This is a genomic window from Rhodococcus sp. PSi06 (assembly GCF_054960675.1).
In genome coordinates, this window is the sequence record NZ_JBHNYO010000004.1 from 200,589 (window position 1) to 216,748 (window position 16,160).

Here is a 16,160-nt window from a genome sequence, read left to right on the forward strand (position 1 = left end):
AGCCCGACGGGCTCGACCGGTTTGCGAATGTCTCTGTGGTGGCGGCGCAAGGCTACCGGACCCGAGGATACTGTTGACTCGATGATCACGGGTACGACCACGGCAATGACGGAGGAACGGTGGCGGGGCTGACACGGCGATTCCTCGGTCCCACGGCGGGCCGTCGGCGCAGGAAGAAGCGGCTGATCCTGACGCTGTGCGCGGTGTTCGTCGTGATCCTCGCCGTGACGACGGCCGCGCTCGTGCTCCCGACGGTGTCCGACGGTGCCGAGACCGCGATCTCTCCGCCACCCGACACGGTCATGCCGAACCCGCAGATCACCGCGTTTCCCGAGTCCGCACCGACGCCCAGTTCGTCGGGTCTGGCAGGTGCATTGAACGCGGCGATCGACGAGTCGGCGCTGGGCTCCTTCACCGGAACCGTCGCCGACGCGCAGACCGGGCAGGTTCTGTGGTCCAGGAACCCCGATGCCCCGATGACTCCGGCATCGACGACCAAGGTGCTCACCGCGGCCGCGGCGATGCTTGCTCTGCCCGCCGATCACCGCGTCACCACTCGCATCGTCCAGGGCAGCGGAGACGGAAACATCGTGCTGATCGCGGGCGGGGATCCCACGCTCACCGCCCTGCCCGTCGGCACCGTCGGCTTCTATCCCGGGGCGGCACGCATCGACGATCTCGTGGAGCAGATCCGCCGCAGCGGAACGACGGTACGCAGCATCAGCGTCGACACCTCGATCTACTCCGGCGACACCATGGCCCAGGGTTGGTTCCCGGCGGACATCGCGGCCGGTTCGATCACCCCGATCGAGCCGATCATGCTCGACGGCGGAAGGTCCGATCCGCTCGTCGACGAATCGCCCCGCAGCACCACACCGGCGTTGGATGCGGGCCGCGCGCTCGCAGCCGAACTCGGTGTCGATCCGGCCGCGGTGACGACGGGAACGGCCGCCGAGGGCGCCGATCAGCTGGCGTCGGTGCAGTCCGCGCCGCTGCGAAACCGCTTGCAGCAGATGATCTATCGCTCCGACAACGTTCTCGCCGAGGCGGTCGGACGGGAAATCTCGATCGAAACCAACACAGCGGCAAGCTTTTCCGGAGCGGTGGCGTCCATCGGGCAGACCCTCTACGCGGCAGGCTTCGATATGGCCGGATTGGCGCTCCAGGATGCCAGTGGGCTGTCGGTGGACGGCAAGATCCCGGCCAGACTCCTCGATCAGGTGCTCACCTCGGCCGCCGGAACGCAGCAGCCGACGTTGCGTCCGATGCTCGACTACCTGCCCGTCGCCGGTGCCACCGGAACACTGTCGGATCGGTACGCCTCGGGAAATCGAACCGGAGCGGGATGGGTGCGGGCCAAGACCGGAACCCTCTCCAATGCAAGCGCTCTCGCGGGATACGTCGTCGACGTCGACGGCCGTGTGCTGACCTTCGCGCTGATGTCGAACGACCGGCCACCCGAGGTCAGTCGACCCGCCCTCGATGCCGTGGCATCGACCTTGAGATTGTGTGGTTGCCAATGAAGTCAGCAGCAGTGCACGCCGACGAGAACGAGAACACGTCCGGATTCGCCGGCGCGGTCGATTGGTCGGTAGCGGCCAAGGCCGGAGCCAAGCTGGCCCGCCCGGGCCCGGCCACCTCGCGCTACACCGCCGACGCGGCAGTGGAAGAGCTTGCGGCAGCATCGATTCGGGCCGAGGGGCCGGTTCGTGACACCACCGGTCTGGCCGACGGTCTGCCGGTGCCCGACGCCCAGGTGGTCGATCGAGCAGGCTGGATCGCCGCGGCCGCGTCGTCCATGAAGCACCTCACCGGCGACGACGACGACACGCCGCCGACGGGGCTGCTCGGTGGGAAGCCCGCAGGCCTGCAGGCCGGCGCGATGCTGGCGTTTCTGTCCAGTGCCATTCTGGGGCAGTACGACCCGTTCACCGGAGAGAACGGAACGCTGCTGCTCGTCGCCCCGAACGTGATCGCCGTCGAACGGGCATTGCGCGTCTCGCCGAGCGACTTTCGACTGTGGGTGTGCCTGCACGAAGTGACTCACCGAGTGCAGTTCTCCTCTGCGCCGTGGCTCGGCGGATACATGCGCGAGAACGTCGGAGTGCTCTCCGGCGGCACCGACGAGCCGCTCTCGGACGTCGCCAATCGGCTGACCGGCGCGTTGAAAGCCCGCAAGAACCCCAACGGAATCACCAAGTCCGAGGATGCAGGCATCGTCGGTCTGCTGCGCGCCACGCAACCCCAGCCGCAGCGCGACGCCATCGATCGACTTCTGGTGCTCGGCACTCTGCTCGAAGGACACGCCGACCATGTGATGGACGCCGTCGGGCCGGCCGTCGTGCCGACCGTGACGCAGATTCGCGGTGCGTTCGATCAGCGGCGACGACGCAAGGTCAGTCCGCTCCAACGCGTCGTCCGGGCATTGCTGGGCATGGACGCGAAAATGGCGCAGTACGTGCGCGGCAAGGCATTCGTCGATCACGTCGTCGCCGCGGTGGGTATGGAGCGCTTCAACACCGTGTGGATGGGCCCAGACACGTTGCCCCTGCTGTCGGAGATCGAGAACCCGGACGCGTGGATCGCGCGAGTTCTGGGCTGATGCTTTTGCCTGAGGGCCCCGCGCTGCTGGAGGTTCGGCACGCGGTGCGGGCCTGGCTGTCGGCGTATCCGGGTCCGGTGGCCGTCGCGCTCTCCGGTGGTGCCGATTCGCTCGCCTTGACGGCCGCGGCCGTTGCCGAGGCTCCGCACGTGCGTGCGTTGATCGTCGACCACGGTCTTCAGGAGGGTTCGGACGAGGTCGCGGCCACGGCGGCTGCCCGGGCCCGCGAGTTGGGGGCGTCCGACGCGCGTGTTCTGCCGGTACACGTTGCCGGCTCGGGTGGCATGGAAGCCGCGGCCCGCAGGGCCAGGTACGAGGCGTTGAATCTCGCGCGCGGCGACGCGTCGGTGCTGGTGGCGCACACCCTCGACGATCAGGCCGAGACGGTACTGCTCGGTCTCGGACGTGGATCGGGGCCGCGGTCGATCGCCGGTATGACGGCGTTCTCGCCGCCGTGGGGCCGGCCGTTGCTCGGAGTCAGGCGCGCAGTGACCAGGGCTGCCTGCGCCGAGCTGGGGCTCGAGCCGTTCGAGGATCCGCACAACACCGATACCGACTTCACCCGGGTACGGCTGCGGCACGAGGTGCTCCCGTTGCTCGAGGATGTGCTGGGCGGTGGCGTCGCCCTTGCGTTGGCCCGGACGGCCGAGCAGTTGCGTGAGGACGTCGATGTGCTCGACGCGCTGGCCGAATCGGTCGCGGACACCGACGGGCCGGACCTCGAGGTCGCGGCGCTCGAGTCGCTCGCCCCGGCCGTGCGCCGCCGCGTGCTGCGGCAGTGGTTGCTCCGACGGGGAGTGACGTCCTCGACCGATCGACAGCTGCGGGCCGTCGACGCCCTCGTCGGACGGTGGACCGGCCAGGGCGGGGTTGCGCTGCCAGGAGGAACGCCCGACGCCAGGTTGGTGTGCTCGCGTCGACGTGGCAGGCTGAGCGTCGGCCTGGAGAACGAATGAAGGGAAACCCCGTGTACGAGGGCGACATCGAATCGGTTCTCATTTCCGAGGAACAGATCAAAGCGCGCACTGCGGAACTCGCAGAAGAAATCGCCCTGCGGTATCCCGAGGGCTCACCGGAAGGCGACCTGCTCCTGGTCGGCGTCCTCAAGGGCGCGATCATGTTCATGACCGACTTCGCCCGGGCCCTGCCCATCCCGGCGCAGCTCGAGTTCATGGCGGTCAGCTCCTACGGCTCGTCGACATCGTCTTCCGGCGTCGTCCGGATTCTCAAGGACCTGGACCGGGACATCACCGGACGCCACGTGCTGATCGTCGAGGACATCATCGACTCCGGTCTGACGCTGAGCTGGCTCAAGCGCAACCTCGCGACCCGATCGCCCGCCTCGTTGTCGGTGGTGACGCTGCTGCGCAAGCCCGACGCGATCAAGGTCGACGTCGAGGTCGCGAACGTGGGCTTCGACATCCCCAACGAGTTCGTCGTCGGCTACGGCCTCGATTACAACGAGCGTTACCGGGATCTGCCGTACATCGGTCTGCTGGATCCCAAGGTCTACAGCTGAGCTCGATCCTCGGGTTCACCCCGTCCGCGTGAACGGATCCGGATAAGGTGCCCACAGGTGGGGAACTGCCGGGGGAGTGCGGTCGTTGGAGGGGAAGAAGCGTCGACGCAAACAGGTGCGTGGACGCGGAGCGCCAGGTATGAGCGAGTCAGATGTCCGAGTCTCGCGCTAGCCTGGAGTATCCGGCGGGCAGGGAGCAGCCAGCGCGCGGGAGCGGACTGAAAGGACACGGCCGACTCGGCTGAAGCTGTATGAATCGGAAGACAGTAATACGGAATCTTGCCATCGTTTTCGGCATTCTGTTGGTGATCTATGCCTTCAGTTACTTCGGTAACGACACGCGGGACTGGAAGACGGTCGACACCTCGGTGGCGATCGCCCAACTCGACGACCGCAATGTCGAGTCCGCGCAGATCGACGACCGTGAGCAACAGGTTCGGTTGACCCTGAAGCAGGCTGCCGACGGCACCGACAACGAGACGAAGATCATCGCGAAGTACCCGGACTCGGCTTCCGAGCAGATTTTCGACAAGGTCGATTCCCAAGGCCTCGACAGCTACAACACCACCGTCACCCAGGAAAGCTGGTTCAGCTCCTTCCTGCTGCTGATTCTTCCGATGGTGCTCATCCTCGGCGTGATCATCTTCGTGATGAGTCGTATGCAGGGCGGCGGCCGCGGCGGAGTCATGGGCTTCGGCAAATCCAAGGCCAAGCAGCTGACCAAGGACATGCCCAAGACCACGTTCGCGGACGTGGCGGGCGCGGACGAGGCCGTCGAAGAGCTGTACGAAATCAAGGACTTCCTGCAGAACCCCGCGCGTTACCAGGCCCTGGGCGCGAAGATCCCGCGCGGCGTCCTGCTATATGGCCCTCCCGGAACCGGCAAGACGCTCCTCGCGCGTGCCGTCGCCGGCGAGGCGGGCGTCCCGTTCTTCACCATCTCGGGCTCGGACTTCGTCGAGATGTTCGTCGGTGTCGGTGCCTCACGTGTGCGTGACCTGTTCGAGCAGGCCAAGCAGAACAGCCCCTGCATCATCTTCGTCGACGAGATCGACGCCGTGGGTCGCCAGCGCGGTGCCGGAATGGGCGGCGGACACGACGAGCGTGAGCAGACGCTCAACCAGCTCCTCGTCGAGATGGACGGCTTCGGTGAACGCACCGGCGTCATCCTCATCGCGGCAACCAACCGCCCCGATATCCTCGACCCAGCGCTGCTGCGTCCGGGCCGTTTCGACCGTCAGATTCCGGTCGGCGCACCCGACCTGGCCGGCCGTCGAGCAATCCTGAAGGTGCACTCGGCAGGCAAGCCCGTGGCTCAGGACGCCGACCTCGAGGGTCTCGCGAAGCGAACCGTCGGAATGTCGGGTGCCGATTTGGCGAACGTCATCAACGAAGCGGCACTGCTCACCGCTCGCGAGAACGGCACCGTCATCACCGAGGCGTCGCTCGAGGAATCCGTCGACCGCGTCGTCGGTGGTCCGCGCCGCAAGAGCCGCATCATCAGCGAGCACGAACGCAAGATCACCGCGTACCACGAGGGCGGACACACTCTCGCCGCCTGGGCGATGCCCGATATCGAACCCGTCTACAAAGTCACCATTCTCGCTCGCGGCCGCACCGGCGGCCACGCGATGACCGTGCCCGAGGACGACAAGGGGCTGATGACGCGATCGGAGATGATCGCTCGGCTCGTCATGGCCATGGGCGGGCGCGCAGCCGAGGAACTCGTCTTCCACGAGCCGACCACCGGAGCGTCGTCGGACATCGATCAGGCCACCAAGATCGCCCGCGCAATGGTCACCGAGTACGGCATGAGCAGCAAGCTCGGGGCTGTCCGGTACGGGCAGGAACAGGGCGATCCGTTCCTCGGTCGTTCGATGGGCCAGCAGTCCGATTTCTCGCACGAGGTTGCTCGTGAGATCGACGAGGAGGTGCGCAAGCTCATCGAGGCTGCACACACCGAAGCGTGGGCCATCCTCAACGAGTACCGCGACCTGCTCGACACCCTTGCCTCCGAGCTCCTCGAGCGCGAGACGCTCACCCGCAAGGACCTCGAGAAGATCTTCCACAGCGTGACCAAGCGGCCACGCATCACCCTGTTCAACGACTTCGGTGACCGCAAGCCCTCGGACAAGCCGCCGGTGAAGACACCGCGCGAGCTCGCCGCCGAGCGCGGCGAGCCGTGGCCTCCGGTGCCGCCGGCTCCGAAACAGCTTCCACCGCAACAGTTTCCGCAGCCCAGCTATTCGGGTTCGCCGCAGCTGAGCAAGGGTGGCTACCCGAACGGAAACAACGGGCACAACGGCAGCCCCACCAACGGCGCTCCCACGAACGGAATTCCGAACAACGGAACCCCGAACAACGGCGGCCCCGTGAACGGCGGTGCCGTGAACGGCGGCAGCTACAACGGTGGTGGCTACGACGGGGGCAGCTACAACGGAGGTGGCCCGAACAACGGTGCCGCCAACGGAGGCAGCTACCCCGAGGGCTACCGCCGACCGGAACCCCGGCCGGCACCCAATGCGGGTTCGCGACCCGACTACGGTGCCCCGGCAGGATGGTCTGCGCCGGGCTGGCCACCGCGTGATCAGCCGTCGGTCCCGCGCTACCAGGGCCCGACCGCTCCACCGGCCCACGATCAGCCGAGCCGCGAGCAGCCGGAGGGCAATCGTCCGGACCAGAGTCGGTACGAGCCGCCGCAGAACCAGGCACCATCGGGGCAGCAGCCGAGCCACCGGCAGCAGCCGACGTATCAGCAGCCGCCCACGTATCGGCCGCCGACCGACCAGCAACAGGCGTACCAACCGCCGCAGTATCAGCCGGACCCGTTCCGGCCGGATGCACGCGACGCAGGTCGTACGTCTCGGCACGCGCCCCCGTACGGCGACAGCCCGGACAGGTCCGCCCACGACGAGCCGTCGGCACCGTCGTGGGAGGTGCCCGGCCCGTCGCAGAACTACCCGCTTCCCGGCGACGACCGTTCCGGTGGCACTCCGTCCGAGGAGTTGCGACGTGACGAGCGAGCCGAGGACGACGGGGACGAAGGTCCGCGTACGCAGCGCTGGGAAGGGCCGGGCGGGTCGTACCGCTAGGTTTGTCATTAGGCTTGCCGGGTCGACCACGACGGTCGGCCCGGCACTTCTTTCGAACCGTGCTGTGGGTCGAGGTAACTGTCCGTGTTCGGGCCGTTGCCAGACAGCCCAGCGTGCACATTCGTGGAGCCCAAACGGAGGTACATTCACGTGTCAGTCAATCGGACCGACGAGTCGACCAGCGACTCTGCAGAAGTCCCGGCAACCGAGCAGCGAGCAGTCGAGCATACGGTGGCCTATGCCACCGGCGCGGTCTTCGACCAGCCTCGTGCCGAGGCGGCCGTGCGTGAACTGTTGATCGCCGTCGGCGAGGATCCTGATCGTCCCGGCCTGCTCGACACCCCGGCTCGCGTCGCGCGCTCCTACCGTGAAATCTTCGCCGGCCTCTACACCGACCCGGACACGGCACTGAACACGACGTTCGACGAGGGACATCAGGAACTCGTCCTCGTCCGGGACATCCCCATGTACTCCACGTGCGAGCACCACCTGGTGTCGTTTCACGGTGTTGCGCACGTCGGATACATCCCCGGCAAGAGCGGCAAGGTCACGGGTCTGTCGAAACTGGCGCGCGTGGTGGACATGTACGCCAAGCGCCCCCAGGTCCAGGAACGTCTGACCAGCCAGATCGCCGACGCCTTGATGCGCAAGCTCGACCCTCGCGGGGCGATCGTCGTCGTCGAGGCCGAGCACCTGTGCATGGCAATGCGCGGAATTCGCAAGCCGGGAGCGAGCACCACCACCTCGGCCGTGCGCGGTCTGCTGCAGTCCAGCGCAGCATCGCGTTCGGAAGCGCTGGATCTCATTCTGCGGAAATGACGCGGCCGGTCGATACCCGATGAGTGTGGTGAGGAATATCCCGTCGGCTCCCGTCGTCATGGGCGTTCTCAACGTCACTGCCGATTCTTTCTCCGACGGCGGTCGGTACCTCGATGTCGATGCCGCCGTCGAGCACGGGATGGCGATGCATCGCCGAGGAGTCGACGTCGTCGACGTCGGTGGTGAATCGACGCGCCCCGGGGCCGATCGGATCGATCCGGCCGTGGAGGCCCAGCGGGTGGTTCCGGTGATCTCCGCACTGGCCGCCGAAGGTGTGGTGACCAGCGTCGATACGATGCGTGCCTCGGTGGCAGCGGCTGCTATCGAGGCAGGTGTGTCGATCGTGAACGACGTATCGGGCGGCCGAGCCGATTCGGCCATGGCCGGGGTGGTCGCCGACGGCGGGTTGCCGTGGATCCTGATGCACTGGCGGGCCGCCGGTTCCGGGTTTCTGCACACCGGTCCGGCCGACCGGTACGACGACGTGGTTGCCGACGTACGCAGTGAACTGCTCGAACAGGTCGATCTCGCAGTGACCGCAGGGGTGGACGAATCGGCGTTGGTGCTGGACCCGGGCCTGGGCTTCGCCAAGAACGCCCAGCACAACTGGCAACTGCTTCGCGGCCTGCCCGAGCTGGTGGCGACCGGTTTCCCGGTACTCGTCGGTGCTTCGCGTAAACGCTTCCTCGGCTCGCTTCTGGCCGATGCCGACGGCTCCCCGCGGCCACCGGACGGACGAGAGATCGCCACTGCTGTCGTATCGGCTCTCGCCGTTGCAGGCGGCGCCTGGGGTGTGCGGGTGCACGACGTTCAGGCGTCACTCGACGCCGTCGCCGTCGTCAAGGCATGGCAGGGTGATCGGACATGAGCGAAAGCAGTGGCCGGCAGATCAGTGGCCGCGAGGGTCTCGGAACGCGTCGGGGCGACCGCATCGAACTACGTGGTCTGACGGTGCGCGGCAATCATGGAGTGTTCGACTTCGAGAAGCGTGACGGTCAGGACTTCGTCGTCGACATCACGGTCTGGATGGATCTGCGTCCGGCCGCCGAGACCGATGATCTGACCCGGACGCTGCACTACGGGGAATTGGCCGAACGCGCCGCCGCCGTGATCTCCGGTCCCTCGAGGGACCTGATCGAAAGCGTTTCGGCCGAGATCGCGGAGGTGGTGTTGAACTACGATTCGCGCGTCGACGCAGTGGAGGTCGTCCTGCACAAGCCGTCGGCTCCCATCCCGCTCACATTCGACGACGTGGCCGTGGTGGCGTACCGGGAGCGAACGTGACCCGCGCGGTACTGTCGATCGGCAGCAACATCGGTGACTCGCTGGGCCACTTACGTTCTGTGACAACGGCATTGGGGCCTCGACTGGTGGCCCGCTCGGCCGTGTATCGGTCTGCTCCGTGGGGTGGCGTCGAGCAGCAGGATTTTCTCAACGCGGTGCTGGTGGCCGAGGACGACACGTACGGCCCGTGGGATTGGTTGCGGCTGGGGCAGGAACTCGAGGAAGCGGCCGATCGTGTTCGAGTGCAGCGATGGGGTCCGCGCAGCCTCGACGTGGACGTGATCGTGTGCGACGACGTGATCAGCGAGGATTCTCGGCTGATTCTTCCCCATCCTCGTGCGCACGAACGGGCGTTCGTGCTGATTCCGTGGTTGGACGTCGAGCCCGACGCCGCCCTGCGCGTGGGCAACGACGATGTGCCGGTGACCGAATTGCTCGCGCGATTGAGCGACGAGGAGCGTGCAGGAGTGGAGAAGCAAGAAGGCCTCGGTGATGGCGTGTGGTGACCAATCCCACGAAGCTCGGGGATGTCTTGGGTCTTTTCCTGCTCGCCTCGGTCGGCACCTGGCTGCTGGTCCGGGTTTTCTACGGTTCGTTGCCGCCCATTCCGGTCTATGCCGGGGCGTCGTTGTATCTGGTGGCGGTGGTGGAAGTGGTGACCGCGGTGATCGTTCGCAATCGCATCGCGGAGCGCCGAGTGGGCACCGGTCTGCATGACCTGAGTCCGTTGACGGTGTACCGGTCGCTGGTGCTGGCGAAGGCATCGATGCTGGTGGGGACCGCTGTCGCCGGGGTGAGCGTCGGATTTCTGGTGTACGTGATGCCGCGTGCCACGACGGTGCGGGCAGCGTCGTCCGATCGGGTCGGTGCCATCGTGGCGCTGATTGCAGGGGTGGCCGTCGTTGCTGCCGCGGTGTGGCTCGAACAGTGCTGCCGTACCCCGAAAGATCAGGACGACGAGCGTTTCCGATAACGCACGAAACATTTGATTGTTACCTGGGTTGTGTAAGTGATAGGCCGAGGATGACTGTTCGCGTGCTGGTTGCCGGTTACCCTGGTGAACATGACAGATCAGACTCGCGCAAAGAAGGGGCGCCGAAACAGGCGTAGTGCGAGCCAGCTGTTTCTTGCGGCGCTCGTCGTGCTCGGCATCGTCGCCAGTGTGTTCCTGCTGTTCACCGAGAGCGTGCAGTGGATGAGAGTCGGTGTTCTCTCGGCGCTGTGGGCGGCCGTCATCGGTGCCTTCGCGATGACGAAGTATCGCCGGGAATCGGCTGCCGATCAAACCAAGGCCAAAGATCTGCAAACGGTCTACGAATTGCAGTTGGCCCGGGAAATCTCGGCGCGACGCGAATACGAGATGAGCGTCGAAGCCCGGGTGCGCAGCGAATCGCAAATGGACATCGACGAAGTCGCAGCATTGCGGAACGAACTGGCCGCGCTCCGCCAGAACCTGCAGATGCTGTTCGAGGGCAATTTGCCTGCCGAACGCGTCGCACTGCGGGCGGACTCCATGAGAATGCAAGAACTCGGTGGTAGGCGTTACGACAGCTACCAGCCTGCGCCGTCCGGACTGTACGTGCCCGGCGGTGGCAACGGGAACGCCCCGGCCACCGGTTTCAACGGCGTCGGCACTCCTTACGACGAGCCCGTCACCGCTGAGACATCGGTGGTGTACCCCGAGGATCCGCAGGAGATGCCGCAGGCCACCGTCGCCTCGCCGGCTGCCGGCGACCAGGGTGCCTACACAGACCAGGGTGCTTACACACAGGACACGTCGGACACAGACGATCCGAGCTACGATGCGTCGGCGACAACGGTGGACGAGGTCGATGCCGTCGATCGACCCACAGCGCGGCCGCGTTCGTACAGCACGCCGAGGCCGGCAGCGCGAGTCAATCCGCCCAGCTCGCCGTTCACGTCGTACAACTTCGAGCAAACCCGCCCGCCGGTAGCAGAGCCGGAAGCACCGGCCTACGACCAGTCCCCGGCCGAGAACTTCGAGGCCGAGAACATCGAAGCGGAAAACTACGAGGCGGAGAACTCCGAGACCGGGACGAACGAAACCGGGACGTACGACGCGAATACTTACCAGGACGAGGCGTACTCGACCCCCGCCGAGACCGGTGAGGCCGAGCCCGAACGAGCCGAGCCTGCAGCGGCCTACGTGTCCGAACCTGCATACGGATCGGACCCGTCCGGGGACGCGGACCCGTATCCGTCCTCGCGTAGCGCGTTACGGGACTCGGCAGATGCGTTCTTCTCGGTCGATCGGGATGTCGAGACTCCCGCCGCCGATACGTCGAGTGCGCCTCGGCGCGGTCGACGGCGCGCAGAGTCCGAGGACGATGCCACCGGCGCACACTCGAACGGACGATCCGTCGCCGAGATCATGGCCGGGCTCGCGGGTGGCGACTCCGCCGACACCTCGACCACCGACGTAGGCACGCGTCGGCGTCGTCGCCGTTCGGACTGAGAACCAGATCACACCGACCTTCCATGGCCCGCACGGGCAGCGATCGCTATTGTTCCCACTAGGACGTCTGGTACCCGCCGCGCGGGACTGGAACGAACGAGAGGAAGTTTTCGGTGACCTCATCAGGGTTCACTGGTGGTCTGTCTCCGGCTCGCTTGACGGTAGGAGTCGTCTCGGCCGGGCGAGTGGGTACGGCATTCGGTGAGGCGCTCGAACGCGTCGGCCACGTTGTCGTCGGTGCCGCCGCAGTGTCGGATGCCTCGCTGGCGCGCGTGCGCGACCGCTTGCCCGAGTCTCAGGTTCTGCCGGTGGACGAGGTCGCTCGCCGCGCGGAGCTGCTGATTCTTGCCGTACCGGACAGCGAGCTGGCGTCGATCGTCGCGGGCTTGGCCTCCACCGGAGCCGTGGCACCAGGGAAGCTGGTAGCGCACACCTCCGGTGCCAACGGTGTTTCCGTGCTCGAACCGCTGGCCGCCCTCGGTGCTGTGCCTCTCGCGATCCATCCGGCCATGACCTTCAGCGGCAGAGCCGAGGACACCGACCGGATGACGGCCGCGTGCTTCGGGATCACCGCAAGTGACGAGATCGGTTACGCCGTGGCGCAGGCCCTGGTGCTAGAGATCGGCGGCGAGCCGGTGCACGTGGCCGAGAACAACCGAGCGCTCTACCACGCGGCCCTCGCGCACGGCAGCAATCATCTCGTCACCCTCGTGGTCGACGCAGTCGAGGCGCTTCGAGTTGCATTGGCCGGTCCGGGCTTTCCCGGGTCCGACGCCGAACGTGGTGTGCCCGAGCGTGTCCTGGCACCGCTGCTCGAAGCAGCACTGGACAATGCGCTGCGCAACGGGCAGTCGGCGCTCACCGGCCCGGTTGCGCGAGGAGACACCGCAGCTGTCGGTAAGCACCTCGACGTGCTCGAGGCCGTCGATCCACGCATCGCCGCCGGTTACCGTGCCCTGTCGCTGCGGTCCGCCCAACGTATCGGTGCGGCAGCCGATCTGATCGAGATTCTGGAAGGGAAGCGATGACCCTCGCGGGTAGCTACACCAAGGGACAGTTGACGGTTCACCACGATCCCACGGTCATCACGTCGGTCTCCAAGGCCCTGCGCGGCGTCGGGAAGCAGGTTGCGCTGGTGCCGACCATGGGCGCGCTGCACGCCGGTCACCTGCAGTTGGTGCGTCAGGCCAAGCTCACCGGTGCGGTGGTGATCGTGTCGATCTTCGTCAATCCGCTGCAGTTCGGCGTGGGGGAGGATCTCGACGCCTATCCCCGGACCCTCGACGCCGATGTCGAATTGCTCCGCGGCGAGGGCGTGGAACTGGTCTTTGCGCCGTCCGCGTCGGACATGTACCCCTCCGGTCCGCGCACCACGGTTCATCCCGGGCCGCTCGGAAGTGAGCTCGAAGGTGCAAGTAGGCCAACACATTTCGCTGGGATGCTCACCGTTGTGGCCAAGCTGCTGCAGATCGCTGCGCCGCATCGTGCGTACTTCGGCGAGAAGGACTATCAGCAGTTGACGCTGATCCGTCAGATGGTGCGCGACCTCAACTTCGATGTCGCCGTCATCGGGGTGCCGACAGTCCGTGAACAGGACGGCTTGGCGCTGTCCTCGCGCAACAGGTACCTCGACACCGAGCAGCGTGACGCTGCGATGGCACTGTCGGCCGCGCTCGTGGCCGGGGCGCACGCCGCTGCCGGGGGCGTCGACGCCATCCTCGCCACTGCGCGTGCAGTTCTGGCCGAGGCGCCGCTGGTGCAGGTCGACTACCTCGAAGTGCGGGACCCGCACCTCGGGCCTGCTCCCGAACGTGGGGACGGCAGGCTACTCGTGGCTGCGAAGGTCGGCACCACGAGATTGATAGACAACGTGGGTGTCGCCGTCGGCACCGGCTTCTTGGAGTATCCGGACGATCCGAAAAACGGAGAGTAGCAGCATGTTTCGCACCATGATGAAGTCCAAGATCCATCGCGCCACTGTCACGCATGCAGATCTGCACTACGTGGGCTCGGTGACCGTCGACCAGGAGTTGATGGAGGCGGCCGATCTGCTCGAAGGCGAGCAGGTCACCATTGTCGACATCGACAACGGTGCCAGGCTCGAGACCTATGTGATCACCGGTGAACGCGGTAGCGGCGTCATCGGAATCAACGGAGCTGCAGCGCACTTGGTGAACCCGGGCGATCTGGTCATCCTGATTGCCTACGGGGTCATGAACGAGCAGGAAGTTGCCGACTACGCGCCACGGGTGGTGTTCGTCGACGACAAGAACCGGCCGGTCGAGCTCGGCAGCGACCCGGCTCATGCGCCCGCAGGTTCGGGTCTGATCACACCGCGCGATCTGCGGGCCGATTCCGTGTTGGTCTGAGTCGATGCTCCTCGCAATCGATGTGCGCAACACGAGCACGGTGGTCGGCCTCTTCACCGGTACCGGGGATCACTCGAAACTGCTGCGCGACTGGCGCATTCGGACCGACCCACACGTGACGGCGGACGAGCTGGCGTTCATGTTGCGCGGATTGTTGGGTGAACAGGCCGAGCAGATCACCGGCGTGACGGCGCTGTCCACGGTGCCGTCCGTGTTGCGTGAGATGCGGACGATGCTCGTGCGGTACTGGGATCATGTGGTGCACGTGGTGGTCGAACCCGGTGTGCGGACCGGGGTCCCGTTGCTGGTCGACAATCCCAAAGAGGTCGGTGCCGACCGCATCGTCAATACCCTTGCGGCACATGACCTGTACGACTCGGCGTGCATCGTGGTGGATTTCGGTACCACCACGTGCGTGGACGTGGTCTCGGCCAAGGGCGAATTCCTCGGCGGAGCGATCGCGCCGGGTCTCGAAATATCGGCCTCGGCCATGTCGACGCGCACCGCGACACTGCGCGAGGTCGAGATGGTGCGTCCGCGGTCGGTGCTGGGAAAGAACACCGTCGAGTGCATCCAAGCCGGCACCATCTTCGGCTTCGCGGGCCTGGTGGACGGTCTCGTCGGACGCATCAGGCGCGAGGTCCCGGAGGTCGGTGGGACCGACGTCGCGGTCATCGGCACCGGGGACATCGCGGCGCTGATCCTGCCCGAGTCGACCACCATCGAGCATCACGAACCCGACCTGACGCTCGAAGGGCTACGACTGGTCTACGAACGCAACATGGCTAAGCGGCGCCCGCGCTGAATGTCTTCAGTGGCGCTCGCGCTGAGGGTTTCGCGCTGATCGTTCGGAACCAGCGCTAGCGCATCGGGCGTTCGTGTGTCAGAATCGTCGGCGTGATGACGTGCATGGCCACCCAGGAGTGTTGTCGAGGCTGACCGCTGCCTCGTTCGTTACACACCCCTGGAGTAGAGCTTCATGCTTTCCACACCTGTATTTTCTGCACCCACCCGTACCCGTTCGGCCTCGCGGTCGATCTCGACTCTGCCTACTCGGCTACGTCCACCCGACCTGCTGCGCATCACCGATCAGGGCGCATCCGACGTCCTCGAGGGGCGATTCGACCACCTGCTCCCCAGCGGTGGGCAGTGGCCGACCGACGAGCGCTGGGCCGCTCGCCTGCACTCCGACGACGACCTCGATGTCTGGTTGATCAGCTGGGTTCCCGATCGGTCCACCGAACTGCACGATCACGCCGGCTCTCTCGGCGCGCTGACCGTCCTCAGTGGGTCATTGCTCGAATATCGTTGGGCAGGAACGGAACTGAAGGAACGTCATCTCGAAGCAGGTGACCAGGCGTCGTTCCCGCTGGGGTGGGTGCACGACGTGATGCACGATCCGGCGTCGACCACCGCCGGGCCCACCCTGAGTGTGCACGCGTACTCACCCCCGCTGACAGCGATGTCCTACTACGAAGTGACCGAGCGGTCCACGTTGCGTCGCACCCGCAGCGAGCTCACCGACGAACCCGAGAAGGCCGCACTGTGACCACCCAGACCATGACCATTGTCGAAATGCTCGAATCCGCCCGCGAGACCATCGATCGCATGACCGTCTTCGAGCTGCGCGACGCCGTCGACCGCGGGGCCGTCGTCGTCGACATTCGCCCGCAGGCACAGCGTGCCGTCGAGGGAACTCTGCCGGGTGCGTTGGCCATCGAACGCAACGTCCTCGAATGGCGTCTGGATCCCACGAGCGATGCGCGACTGGCGATTGCGACCGACCACGACGTCGAGTGGATCGTCATCTGCTCCGAGGGTTACACCTCTTCGCTCGCGGCCGCGTCGCTCCAGCAGTTGGGTCTGCACAAGGCCACCGATCTGGTGGGCGGCTATCAGGCGCTGAAGTCGGCCGGCCTGCTCGGTGTGTTGACGCAGGCCAAGCACTGCGTCCGTGAGGCAGAGGCCGTCGCAGCGCACTGATCGCGCTGTCGGTCTC

General features: G+C 66.1%; 16 protein-coding genes and 1 pseudogene. All 17 read left to right on the forward strand.

The window, feature by feature from the left end:
- The first annotated feature begins 119 nt into the window (after positions 1 to 119).
- The 17 genes and pseudogenes from dacB (at position 120) to ACFI9K_RS07615 (ending at position 16,144) form a co-directional block, all read left to right on the forward strand.
- Positions 120 to 1,523, forward strand: coding sequence for a D-alanyl-D-alanine carboxypeptidase/D-alanyl-D-alanine endopeptidase (gene dacB / locus ACFI9K_RS07535; RefSeq protein ID WP_462662924.1), 1,404 nt, complete (start codon positions 120 to 122; stop codon positions 1,521 to 1,523).
- A complete protein-coding gene (locus tag ACFI9K_RS07540; RefSeq protein ID WP_462662925.1) occupies positions 1,520 to 2,602 on the forward strand; it encodes a zinc-dependent metalloprotease in 1,083 nt (360 codons plus the stop codon). Before dacB ends, ACFI9K_RS07540 begins: the two co-directional genes overlap by 4 nt.
- Positions 2,602 to 3,558, forward strand: coding sequence for a tRNA lysidine(34) synthetase TilS (gene tilS, locus ACFI9K_RS07545; RefSeq protein WP_462662926.1), 957 nt, complete (start codon positions 2,602 to 2,604; stop codon positions 3,556 to 3,558). Before ACFI9K_RS07540 ends, tilS begins: the two co-directional genes overlap by 1 nt.
- 11 nt (positions 3,559 to 3,569) lie before the next feature.
- Positions 3,570 to 4,121 (forward strand): hypoxanthine phosphoribosyltransferase, encoded by a 552-nt coding sequence (gene hpt / locus ACFI9K_RS07550; RefSeq protein ID WP_222095219.1) that lies wholly within the window; start codon positions 3,570 to 3,572, stop codon positions 4,119 to 4,121.
- Positions 4,122 to 4,372: 251 nt separating this feature from the next.
- Positions 4,373 to 6,796, forward strand: a pseudogene (gene ftsH / locus ACFI9K_RS07555) (ATP-dependent zinc metalloprotease FtsH); the annotation flags it as partial.
- Positions 6,797 to 7,444: 648 nt separating this feature from the next.
- The gene (folE, locus tag ACFI9K_RS07560; protein ID WP_222095220.1) at positions 7,445 to 8,032 is read left to right on the forward strand and encodes a GTP cyclohydrolase I FolE; all 588 of its coding nucleotides are present in this window, start codon (positions 7,445 to 7,447) and stop codon (positions 8,030 to 8,032) included.
- Positions 8,033 to 8,051: 19 nt separating this feature from the next.
- Positions 8,052 to 8,900: a dihydropteroate synthase gene (folP, locus tag ACFI9K_RS07565; protein WP_462662927.1), complete on the forward strand. Its 849-nt coding sequence runs from the start codon at positions 8,052 to 8,054 to the stop codon at positions 8,898 to 8,900.
- Positions 8,897 to 9,316 carry a dihydroneopterin aldolase gene (folB, locus tag ACFI9K_RS07570; protein ID WP_462662928.1) on the forward strand — a complete coding sequence of 140 codons (420 nt, stop codon included), beginning with the start codon at positions 8,897 to 8,899 and terminating at the stop codon, positions 9,314 to 9,316. Before folP ends, folB begins: the two co-directional genes overlap by 4 nt.
- On the forward strand, positions 9,313 to 9,822 hold the full coding sequence (folK, locus tag ACFI9K_RS07575; protein WP_462662929.1) for a 2-amino-4-hydroxy-6-hydroxymethyldihydropteridine diphosphokinase: 510 nt from the start codon (positions 9,313 to 9,315) through the stop codon (positions 9,820 to 9,822). Before folB ends, folK begins: the two co-directional genes overlap by 4 nt.
- Positions 9,816 to 10,289, forward strand: a complete 474-nt coding sequence (locus ACFI9K_RS07580) for a DUF3180 domain-containing protein (protein WP_462662930.1) — start codon at positions 9,816 to 9,818, stop codon at positions 10,287 to 10,289. The genes folK and ACFI9K_RS07580 overlap by 7 nt, the downstream gene beginning before the upstream one ends.
- A 90-nt stretch (positions 10,290 to 10,379) precedes the next feature.
- Positions 10,380 to 11,792, forward strand: a complete 1,413-nt coding sequence (locus ACFI9K_RS07585; protein WP_462662931.1) for a DUF6779 domain-containing protein — start codon at positions 10,380 to 10,382, stop codon at positions 11,790 to 11,792.
- A gap of 113 nt (positions 11,793 to 11,905) precedes the next feature.
- Positions 11,906 to 12,820 (forward strand): Rossmann-like and DUF2520 domain-containing protein, encoded by a 915-nt coding sequence (locus tag ACFI9K_RS07590; RefSeq protein ID WP_462662932.1) that lies wholly within the window; start codon positions 11,906 to 11,908, stop codon positions 12,818 to 12,820.
- Entirely contained in the window at positions 12,817 to 13,725 is a 909-nt protein-coding gene (gene panC / locus ACFI9K_RS07595) for a pantoate--beta-alanine ligase (RefSeq protein WP_462662933.1), read from the forward strand. Before ACFI9K_RS07590 ends, panC begins: the two co-directional genes overlap by 4 nt.
- Before the next feature lie 4 nt (positions 13,726 to 13,729).
- Positions 13,730 to 14,161, forward strand: coding sequence for an aspartate 1-decarboxylase (panD, locus tag ACFI9K_RS07600; protein WP_027494364.1), 432 nt, complete (start codon positions 13,730 to 13,732; stop codon positions 14,159 to 14,161).
- A gap of 4 nt (positions 14,162 to 14,165) precedes the next feature.
- Entirely contained in the window at positions 14,166 to 14,966 is an 801-nt protein-coding gene (locus ACFI9K_RS07605) for a type III pantothenate kinase (RefSeq protein ID WP_222095175.1), read from the forward strand.
- A gap of 174 nt (positions 14,967 to 15,140) precedes the next feature.
- A complete protein-coding gene (locus tag ACFI9K_RS07610; protein ID WP_462662934.1) occupies positions 15,141 to 15,710 on the forward strand; it encodes a cysteine dioxygenase in 570 nt (189 codons plus the stop codon).
- An 11-nt stretch (positions 15,711 to 15,721) separates the two neighbouring features.
- The gene (locus tag ACFI9K_RS07615; RefSeq protein WP_222095222.1) at positions 15,722 to 16,144 is read left to right on the forward strand and encodes a rhodanese-like domain-containing protein; all 423 of its coding nucleotides are present in this window, start codon (positions 15,722 to 15,724) and stop codon (positions 16,142 to 16,144) included.
- The last annotated feature ends 16 nt before the right edge of the window (positions 16,145 to 16,160 follow it).